This is a genomic window from Kitasatospora sp. MBT63, from assembly GCF_000710465.2.
Lineage (GTDB): Bacteria > Actinomycetota > Actinomycetes > Streptomycetales > Streptomycetaceae > Kitasatospora.
Window position 1 is genome coordinate 31,267 of record NZ_JAIZ01000132.1, and the last position, 9,302, is coordinate 40,568.

A 9,302-nucleotide genomic window follows, 5' to 3' on the forward strand; every position below is an offset into this window, starting at 1 on the left:
CGATGAAGGGTCTGTGGATCTGGGCTTTCGAGGAAGCCGTCAACGGCCGCTACGGAGAACGGGTCTGGGACAGCATGCTCGAGACCGCCGGGATGGACGGCGTCTACACCCCCATGGGCAACTATCCGCCCGAGGACCTGTTGAGGCTCGGGGAGGCGGGGGCCGAGGTCGTCGGCCGTCCGGCAGCGGAGTTGTTGGACTGGCAGGGCACGGAGGCCGTCGGCCTCATCGCCGAGAGGTACCCGTACTTCGTGGAATCCCATCACTCGCCGCAGTCGCTGATCCGGGCGATCGACTCGTTCATCGACCCCGGATTCTGGCGGCACCACAATCCGTACGTGCCGGTCTTCGACTTCGAGCAGGCGGCGCCGGACCGGCTGTCCGTCCTCTACCGTCCGCGTCCGTCGGCGATCCTGTGCGCGACCATCGGAGGAGCGATCAAGGGCATGGTGCTGGTCTTCGGCGAGGAGCCCGACGTCCGGCAGAGCTCGTGCATGTGGGACGGAGCGGGCCACTGTGTCTTCGAGGTCGGGCTCGGCCGGCGATGACGGAACGGCGGCCCGCGCGGGCGGGGGAGGAGGAGCTACGACGGCTCATGCGCCGCGTCGAACGGGAGCGGCTGATCCGTCTGGAGGCGGAGCGGGTCGCCGAGGCGGTGGTCCACGATCTGTACAACAGCACCAACCAGCTGAAGCTGATGGTCGACATCGCCGAGCTGTCGAACCGCAGTTCATCCTTCTTCAAGGTCCTCGAGCTGGCGGTCGAGCGACTGTGTGCCTACACCGGGTGGCCTCTCGGCCATGTGCTCGTCGTCGACCACGACACCGGTGATGCCCGCAGTTCCGGGATATGGGGTCAGGCCGAGGCGGACGCCGACTTCTCGGCCTTCCGGGCCGCCCATGAGGAGCTCCGTTTCGGGCCGCGGGACGGACTGCCCGGCCGGGTGCTGGCGACCGGCGCCCCGGCCTGGAGCACCGGGGAGACGACCGGGCCCACGCCCGGGGAGCGGGCCGCGGCGGGTCCGCCCGGCCTCGGGTCCTCCTTCGCCTTCCCCGTGCTGACGAAGGATCGGGTCGACGTGGTCGTCCAGTTCTTCGCCGCCTTCACCGACCCGCCCAGCCGGGCGCTGCTGGAGCTGGTGTCGCACGTCGGGATCCAGATCGGCTGGTCGATCATGCGCGAGCGGGACAAGGAGAAGCTGAGAGCAGCCAGACTCGCCGCCGAGGAGTCCGCCCGGAGCAAGAGCTCCTTCCTGGCCACCATGAGCCACGAGATCCGCACCCCGATGAACGCGGTCATCGGGATGACTGAGCTGCTGCAGGGGACCCGCCTGACCGACGAGCAGCGCGGCTTCGTGGAGGTCATCGCGTCCAGCGGTGAGCTCCTCCTGACGATCATCAACGACGTCCTCGACTACTCCAAGATCGCGGCGGGCCGGCTGGAACTCGAACTGCAACCCATGGGGGTACAGGACTGCGTGGAGTCGGCCCTCGACCTGGTGGCCCCGCGCGGGGCGGAGAAGTCCCTGGAACTGGCCTGCCTGGTGGACCCGGGCGTGCCGCACGCCGTCGTCGGCGATCGCTCACGGCTGCGGCAGATCCTGTCGAACCTGCTCAGCAACGCCGTCAAGTTCACCGAGTCGGGCCAGGTCGTGGTCTCGGTCGAGTCGGCGGGACCCGCCCCCGACGGCAGGTACGAACTGCTCTTCTCGGTGGCCGACACCGGCATCGGCATCCCCGCCGACCGGATGGACCGGCTCTTCCGCGAGTTCAGCCAGGTGGACGCCTCCACGACTCGCCGTTACGGCGGAACCGGCCTGGGCCTGGCGATCAGCAAACGGCTCGCCGAGCTGATGGGCGGAACCATGTGGGTCGACAGCGAGACGGACGTCGGCTCCACCTTCCACTTCACCATCCAGGCTGTGCCGGCCGAGCTGCCCGAGGCCAGGCCGGTCGTTCAGGGGTCGCTCATCGGACGCCGTGTGCTGGTGGTCGACGACAACGCGGTGAACCTCGAGGTCATCCGACGCCATGTCACCGCATGGGGCATGGTCGCACAGGTGACCGACCGGCCCGCCGAGGCGCTGGGCTGGATCAGCGACGGCCGGCCGTTCGACATCGCGATCCTGGACATGATGATGCCCGACACGGACGGGGTCACACTGGCCGGCCTGATCCGCCGGCAACGCACGGCCAAGGACCTGCCCCTGGTGCTGCTCTCGTCCCTCTCCTACACGAAGAGCGGGCTTGCCGGAGCCGACTTCGCCGCCTGCCTCAACAAGCCCGTCAAAGCGTCCCAACTCCACAACGCACTGGTCAACAGCCTCGCCTCGGTGGAGGAGGGACCGGAGCCGGGCCCGCCCCCGGTCCAGGACCGGCCCGACGGCGAACGGTCCCACCGGATCCTCCTCGTCGAGGACAACCAGGTGAACCAGCGCCTCGCGGTGCTGATGCTGAAGAAGCTCGGATATCGCGAACCCGTTCTGGCCGAGAACGGCATCGAGGCACTCGAGGCGCTGGACCGCGGACGCTTCGACGTCGTCCTCATGGACGTGGAGATGCCCGAGATGGACGGTCTGGAGGCGACCCGCCGGATCCACCGCGCCTGGGCGGACGACGTCCGTCCGCGCATCGTCGGCATGACCGCCAACGCCATGGCGGGCGACAAGGAACTGTGCCTGGAGGCGGGCATGGACGGCTACATCGCCAAACCGATCCGCCTCGACACGCTGGCCGAGGAACTGCGGCAGGTGCGGGCCACGGCCGGCGGCCCGGCGGCGGGCACGGACGTCCCACCCCGACCGGAGCACGGTCCGGCGGCCCCGAAGCCAGGGAAGAAGGAAGAGCTGAGACCTTGATCGAACAGCAGCTGCGAATGGTTCCGTTCTTCAAGAACCTTTCCATGAAAGCCATCGAGGCGATCGCCGGACGAATAGAGGTGGAGCAGCACGTCCGAGGGGATGTCGTGTTCCGCGAAGGCGACCCGGCCCACACCATGTATCTCGTGGCCTCGGGCCGGGTGGACGTGCTGGCCGGCCTCAACGAAGAACCGCTCGCCTCGCTGGGGCCGGGCAGTTTCGTCGGAGAACTGTCCCTCCTGCTGCGCGAGCCGCGTTCGGCCACCTTGCGGGTGTCGGCGGACGCCGTGCTCCTTGCCCTGCACCAGCGGGATCTCGACGACCTGCTCGACCGCTATCCGTCCATCGGCATCGAGCTCTCCAGAGAGCTCGGCCGACGCCTGGTGGCGACCAACCGGCAGCTGGTGTCCGCACCGGCGACCCGGATCACCGCGGTCGTCGGCGACGGTCTGCCGGACCTCGCGGCAGCCGTGCTCGCCCGGGCGGGAAGCGCGAAGACCGGTGTACTGATGCTCCCCGGGGCACGGGACGCCGGCCCGTTCCCCGAAGGCGTGATCCGGCGCGAAGGCTCCGGACTCCAGATCAGGGACCTGGCGGCGATGGCCGGAAGAGACGTGGACGGCATCGTCCACCTGCTCGTCGGGCTTCCCCCGGTGGCGACCGAACTGGCACAGGTGGCGATGGACGTCTCCGAGCACGTCGTCGCCCTGAGCGCCCCTCCGGCCTGGGTCGGGCATCGTGAACGGCTGATCGTCATGCGCGGGCGCAAGGACCACGACCGGATCGCCCGGTGGGTGACGGGCCAGACCGTCGGACTGGCGCTGTCCAGCGGAGGTTCCAAGACCGTGGCCCATCTGGGCGTCCTGCGGGTGCTACGGCAGGCCGGCATCCCCATCGACGCGGTGGCCGGCACCAGTGGCGGGGCCCTGGTGGCGATGTCGGTCGCCCTCGGGCACCCGGACCACGTGCTGTTGGACGTGTTCCGCGAGGTGGCCCGTGCCGTCCGTCTGCGCCGCATGGGTCTGGACCTGAACCTGGTTCCCCACGCGGGGCTCTTCAAGGGCGCCCACCTCCGCCACCGGCTCTCGGCCTGGACGTCCGACCGGCAGTTCGCGGACACGGAGATCCCCTGCTGGATGGTGGCCACCGATGTCACGACCGGAGCAGAGGTCGTCATCAACCAAGGGCTGCTGGCCGACGCCGTGCGCGCCTCGGCCAGCATCCCCGGCGTCGTGACCCCCTGGCCCATCGGACACCGACGCTGCATCGACGGGGCGGTGGTCAACCCGTTGCCGGCCAACGCCCTGCGGAACGCGGGGGTGGGGCACGTCATCGGCTCCAATGTCGCGGGTCAGGAACTGGCGGTCAAGAGGGCCTCCGATCCCAATCTGATGCAGATCATGGGGCGTGTGCTCAACTCGATGGAACGAGAAATGATCAAGTTTCAGTTGCCGCTGGTGGACACGCTGATCAGACCGAACATCGGTCCTACCGCCAGCCTCGACTTCAGCTGTATCGACGCGTTCATCGTCGAAGGCGAGCGGGCGGCCCGCGCAGCGCTGCCGGACCTCGCGGCAGCGCTGGCCAACCTCCGTCCGGCCCCGTCCTGACCCGGCCCGCTCACGAGCCGTCGGAGGGGCCGACCAGCCCCGGAGGGAGGTAGCCGCCGCTGACGGCCCGGAGGTGGGGGACCCCGATCTGCCGGGCGAAGCCGGGGTTGTCGGTGAACACCTCCACGACGAGTTTGGCCGGGGAGGCCCCCGTCCGGTCCGAACCGCGGACGTAGTAGAGGCGGTCGGTGCCGGTGGCCTTCAGGACGAACGTGTTCGCGTAGTGGGGGAACGGGCGGTACCACACGCCCTTGAGGTCCTTGGCCCGGTCCCTGCGGTGCTCTGCACCGTCCGCCCTGATGATGTACTCGCTCCACATCGCGGGGTCCTCCGTGAATGCGTCCGGATCCGGTTCGAGGAGGGTGAAACCGTGGGGTGTGGCGTACCCCCACACCCGCTGGCCCTTCCCCTTCCCGGCGGACTCGATCGCGACCAGGTGCCCGAGGTTGCCGGGTTGGGGGCCGCGGTCGTCGACGATGGCGTAGCCGTTCTCGCCGCCGATCCATCCGCCGGTGAGGCTCACATTCTCGGGGAGCGGTGTGCGGGCCGTTCCTCCGGTGGGCCCGGAGGCCTTGAAGTACTCCTTGGGCCATGCTCCGGTGAGTGCTGACAGCGACTTCTCGAGCTCTTCCGGAGTCACGATCTGCGCTTCGGGGATGTCGAGGCAGGAAACGATCGCGCCGGCGATCGGTGCGAGGAGCACGGAGCCGACGATCTGGGCGACCGATCCCTTGAACGCGTCCGCTGCGACGTCCTCGTCGATTCCCGGGGCCACCCGGACGCCGACGGCCGTCGCCGCCGCCGTCCACTGCCCCGGGTCCTTCAGGGCGTCCTTGACGTTCGATTCCTCCACTTCTCGGAAGTCGCTGAAAGCGCTCACCAGCTGACCGGTTCCGTGGTTCTCCGCGGCTCGGATCACCGCTATGGCTCGCTTTGCCGCGGTGTCGAACCACGCGTTGGCGACGCTGGTGACGACGGACTGCACCAGGGGCCACGCCGGTCCGGCGAACGAGCCACCGATGCCCACATATCCCATGAGCACCTTGATGTTGTCCTGGGACCGCACCCTGAAAGCCTCGATGAAGGCGTCCGGGTCGGCCCTGAGCCGATCGATGACGTTCAGGCCCTCCTTCTGACGCCGCTCGGCCTCCCGGGTGTACAGCGTTCGCTGGTGTTCGACCATGGCGTGGCCCTCCAACGCCCCCGCGAGAGCGAAGGCCCAGCCGTACAGCGGGGCGAGCGCCGCAGCGACGCCCAATCCGGCCTGGGCGTACTGGTCGGCCTTCTTGCACTCGTCGACCAGGGCGCGCAGGTCCTTCGCCACCGCGTCGTCGCCCTGGGCCTCCTTGACGACCAAGGCCTCCACCGCGCTGTCGACGACCACCCGTTCGGCTCTGACGGCCGCCGTGATCCGCCGAGCGCACTCCTCGACCGCCTCCGCGGCGTCGGGCAGGGCCCGGTCGAACAGATCCGCTGCCTGCCGGCGCACGCTCTCGTCCTGACCCTGCGCCCAGGAGGGGCCGATGAGCTGCTCGGCCTCCTCCAGCTGCCGCACCAGTTTCGCCCGGGCGTTGACGAGTATGTGCAGGCCGTCCTCCAGCCCGGTGCACGTTCGGGTGAGCGCGCTCTTGTTCGAGCCGTTGATGAACTTGTACGAGCTCACGGTGGTGAGGGCCGGGAGCAGGGCACGTATCCAGGCGTCCTGAAGATCCAGCCTCTGCAGCATGCCCCTGCCGGTGCCGATCACCTGCTCCAGGCCGAGCTTCAACTCGTCGGCGACGACGGCCTCGACGTTCGAATCGGCCTGCTGCCCGGGCAGATCGCTCCTGGCCACCCGCAGCTGCGAGACGAGGTGGGGGAGGTTGTGTTCGTAGAATTCCCTGAGCCCGGCCTTGGTGAAGCCCTTGCTCAGCATGGACTCGACCATGGCCTTGGCGAGCGCCCGGATCTCCTGGTCGGTCGCACCCCGCCGGACGGGTTCCCGGCCGGCGGGCCCCCGTTGGAGAGGCGTGAGCTCGATGGACTGCTCGCTCATCTCAATTCCCCCTGACGTTCAAGTCGGTCACATCTCGGCCGGTTGCGGTCATCGCTGGTCCTCGAGCAGCTTCAGGAACTCCGCAGCCAGCAGCTCCTCCCCGCCCGCCGGCAGGCCCGGTCCGCTCGCCACCGCGTCCAGGAAGGCCTCGCGGGTGGCTTGGTCGGCCGTGTCCTGCGCGTCACGCAGGAGGACCTGTTCGTGGCTGAGCCAGATCTCGCCCGGACCGCTGGAGCGCTCACCCCGCGCCACGGCGTCGGCGAACTCGTACACGCCGCCGGGGCCGATGCGGTAGAACATCTGCCAGTTCTCGTCCCACAGGGCCTCGGCGTGCTCGACGGGCGTCTGTGAGCCCGGGTCATGCCGGCGGGCCGCGTACAGGTCGGCCCACGTCTGGTCGTTCCAGGTCTGCGACTCCTCGTCGTACCACTCGTAGGCCTCGTCCCGGCGGTCGTACCGGTAGTCGAGGCCGTACGCGTCGTCCCTGACGGGCTCGGCGTACCGGCGCCGGTCGTAGGTGGTCCAGTCGTCCGCGTCCGTGCCCGCGGCGTACAGGTACTGCCCCGTCCCCTCCTCGATCCGGTAGAACTCGGTGCCGGGAGTGCCGTCGTGGTTCGGGTTGGGCCAGCAGTCGGTGCCGTCACCCCCGCCGGTCCCGTCCTGAGCGGTCCGTTCCCGCTCCCATCCGAGGACCACCGGGAGGAACCAGTCGACGAACACGCCCGGATCGGCTCCCGGACCGGTCAGCTCCACGAACCGGCTCTCGCCCGCGCCGTCGCGTGCGAGCCGGCCGCGGAGTGCATCCAGGTAGGTGTCGACCCGGTCGGTGCACTCCGGCCACGCCCACTCGTCCTGGAACACCAGCGCGGCCAGTCTCTCCACCAAGATCCCGGCAGCCGGGTTCGCACCCCGCTGCGGACTTCCCTCGGCCAGCCATTCCTGCAGCTGCTCGACGTTCTCCCGCTCCACGGCCATCAGCAAGCCCCCTGTACAAGCGCTGTCGTGAGCCCACGATAGAAACCGCTGCGGGCCGGGGCCTGCGTCATCCGGCAGACAATCCCGCACGGCGGCCGGGCACGGCCGCCGTGCGGGCGTGCGTCATCGAGGAGCCGGGTGCCGTTCGCGAGGTGTCTCTGCGGGTCGCAGGGCGGAGCCGGCCGTCGTCACCGTGACGGCCGCAGCACCCGAACGCGTCAAGGCTGTCTCGTCGTGCCGGTGAAGTCCGCGTGGATCCCGGTGAACCTCAGCTCCGGGGAACCTCGCTCGGCGGCCGCCGTGGCGGATGCCTTGGCCACGGCGTCGTAGCTGTTGCTCGCGTCCGAGGCCGGTATGTGCACGGTCACCGGCTCGCCGTCGCACACGAGCGAGACGGTCCATCCGCCGACCGGCGGGCGCCGCAGGGTCTTCTCGGCACTGTCCACTTCGGGGAACCTCCGTCGGTCGTGGCAGGCAGCAACAGCAACGTAACGCCAGCCTGGCACGCTGCCCACGGCCTTCCGGGCAACGCCGGGGGCAGGCAGGGATCAGGTGTCCGCGCCGACGTGGTCGTTGGGGTTGAAGGTGCGGCGGTAGGCGGCGGGCGGGACCCCGAAGGCCGTTCGCATGTGGGTGCGCAGGGAGTTGGCGGTGCCGAAGCCGGCCCGGTGGGCGACCAGGTCGATCGACAGGTCGGTGGTCTCCAGCAACTGCTTGGCCAGTTCCAGGCGCTGCGCGGTGAGCCACTGCACCGGGGTCAGGCCGACCTCGTCACGGAACCGCCGGGTGAAGGAACGCAGGCTCATCCGGGCGTGCTCGGCGAGCCGGGCCAGGGAGAGCGGCTCGCCCAGGTGCTCCAGCGCCCAGGCACGGGTGGCGGTGGTGCTGGCGAGGGTGGGCTCGGGGACCGGGCGGTCGATGTACTGGGCCTGTCCGCCGTCCCGCCAGGGCGGGACGACGCACATCCGGGCGGCCCGGTTGGCGGCGGCCGCGCCGTGGTCGCGGCGGATCATGTGCAGGCACAGGTCGACGCCGGCGGCCACGCCCGCGGAGGTGAGCACGTCGCCGTCGTCGACGAAGAGGACGTCCTCGTCGACCTTGACCATGGGGTAGACGCGGCGGAACTCGCGGGCGAGGTTCCAGTGGGTGGTGGCCGGTCGGCCGTCGAGCAGTCCGGCGGCGGCCAGCACGTAGGAGCCGGTGCAGATGGACACCAGCCGGGTGCCGGGCCGGATGCCGGCGATGGCCGCGGTGACCTCGGGCGGCAGCGGACCGCCGCGGCTCAGCTCGGGCATGGCGTGGGTGGGCGGGATGATCACGGTGTCCGCGGCGCGCATGGCCTCGGGGCCGGCGGCGGGCTGCACGGTGAACCCGGCGTCGCTGAGCACCGGGGCGCCGTCGGCGGTGCAGACGGTGACCTCGTACAGGGGGCGGCCCTCGGCGTCCTCCACGCTGCCGAAGACGCGGGACGGGATGCCGAGCTCGAAGGGCGGCACTCCGGGCAGAGCGAGCACCGCGATCCGGTGCCCCCGCGGTATCCGGCCGTGGCCCTCCTGGTCCGTCCCGCCCGTAGGCGGGGCCTGCTGCATCTCGCTCATGGCCAGATTCTGTCACATAGTGGCCAGACGGCCAACACTCTGAGGAGTCGGGCAGGTGCACTGTTGAACGCATCGCGCCGGGGACCTCCCGGTCGTGCACCGCTGCCGGGCAGGTCCCGGCGGTGAGGATCGGAAGCGGAACGAGGCGGACAGCATGCGTGCGGTGGTCGTGGAGCAGTGGGGCGGACCCGAGACCCTGGTCGAGCGCGAGGTCGAGCGTCCGGTAC

General features: G+C 70.0%; 7 protein-coding genes. 3 read left to right on the forward strand and 4 right to left on the reverse strand.

Translation table 11 applies throughout. The features are described from left to right. The first annotated feature begins 2 nt into the window (after nucleotides 1–2). Genes AA75_RS08860 through AA75_RS08870 form a run of 3 tightly spaced genes read left to right on the forward strand, consistent with a single transcriptional unit; the run spans nucleotide 3 to nucleotide 4,467 of the window. Nucleotides 3–548 (forward strand): heme NO-binding domain-containing protein, encoded by a 546-nt coding sequence (locus tag AA75_RS08860; RefSeq protein WP_033819281.1) that lies wholly within the window; start codon nucleotides 3–5, stop codon nucleotides 546–548. Between the two features lie 47 nt (nucleotides 549–595). Beyond that, nucleotides 596–2,857 (forward strand): response regulator, encoded by a 2,262-nt coding sequence (locus AA75_RS08865; RefSeq protein WP_051812027.1) that lies wholly within the window; start codon nucleotides 596–598, stop codon nucleotides 2,855–2,857. Further along, nucleotides 2,854–4,467, forward strand: a complete 1,614-nt coding sequence (locus AA75_RS08870; RefSeq protein WP_033819282.1) for a cyclic nucleotide-binding and patatin-like phospholipase domain-containing protein — start codon at nucleotides 2,854–2,856, stop codon at nucleotides 4,465–4,467. The genes AA75_RS08865 and AA75_RS08870 overlap by 4 nt, the downstream gene beginning before the upstream one ends. Before the next feature lie 10 nt (nucleotides 4,468–4,477). Here AA75_RS08870 and AA75_RS08875 read toward each other — a convergent pair whose 3' ends face one another. The 4 genes from AA75_RS08875 to AA75_RS08890 form a co-directional block, all read right to left on the reverse strand. Continuing rightward, the gene (locus tag AA75_RS08875) at nucleotides 4,478–6,502 is read right to left on the reverse strand and encodes a hypothetical protein (RefSeq protein ID WP_033819283.1); all 2,025 of its coding nucleotides are present in this window, start codon (nucleotides 6,500–6,502) and stop codon (nucleotides 4,478–4,480) included. A gap of 48 nt (nucleotides 6,503–6,550) precedes the next feature. Beyond that, the gene (locus tag AA75_RS08880; protein WP_033819284.1) at nucleotides 6,551–7,477 is read right to left on the reverse strand and encodes a hypothetical protein; all 927 of its coding nucleotides are present in this window, start codon (nucleotides 7,475–7,477) and stop codon (nucleotides 6,551–6,553) included. A gap of 218 nt (nucleotides 7,478–7,695) precedes the next feature. Beyond that, a complete protein-coding gene (locus AA75_RS08885; RefSeq protein ID WP_033819285.1) occupies nucleotides 7,696–7,923 on the reverse strand; it encodes a hypothetical protein in 228 nt (75 codons plus the stop codon). 102 nt (nucleotides 7,924–8,025) lie between these two features. After that, nucleotides 8,026–9,066 (reverse strand): GlxA family transcriptional regulator, encoded by a 1,041-nt coding sequence (locus AA75_RS08890; RefSeq protein WP_051812030.1) that lies wholly within the window; start codon nucleotides 9,064–9,066, stop codon nucleotides 8,026–8,028. Nucleotides 9,067–9,302 lie beyond the last annotated feature (236 nt).

Coding starts and splice junctions, on each gene's coding strand:
- AA75_RS08860 (WP_033819281.1), top strand. CDS start 3: ATGAAGGGTCTGTGGATCTGGGCTTTCGAGGAAGCCGTCAACGGCCGC.
- AA75_RS08880 (WP_033819284.1), bottom strand. CDS start 7,477: ATGGCCGTGGAGCGGGAGAACGTCGAGCAGCTGCAGGAATGGCTGGCC.
- AA75_RS08865 (WP_051812027.1), top strand. CDS start 596: ATGCGCCGCGTCGAACGGGAGCGGCTGATCCGTCTGGAGGCGGAGCGG.
- AA75_RS08875 (WP_033819283.1), bottom strand. CDS start 6,502: ATGAGCGAGCAGTCCATCGAGCTCACGCCTCTCCAACGGGGGCCCGCC.
- AA75_RS08890 (WP_051812030.1), bottom strand. CDS start 9,066: ATGCAGCAGGCCCCGCCTACGGGCGGGACGGACCAGGAGGGCCACGGC.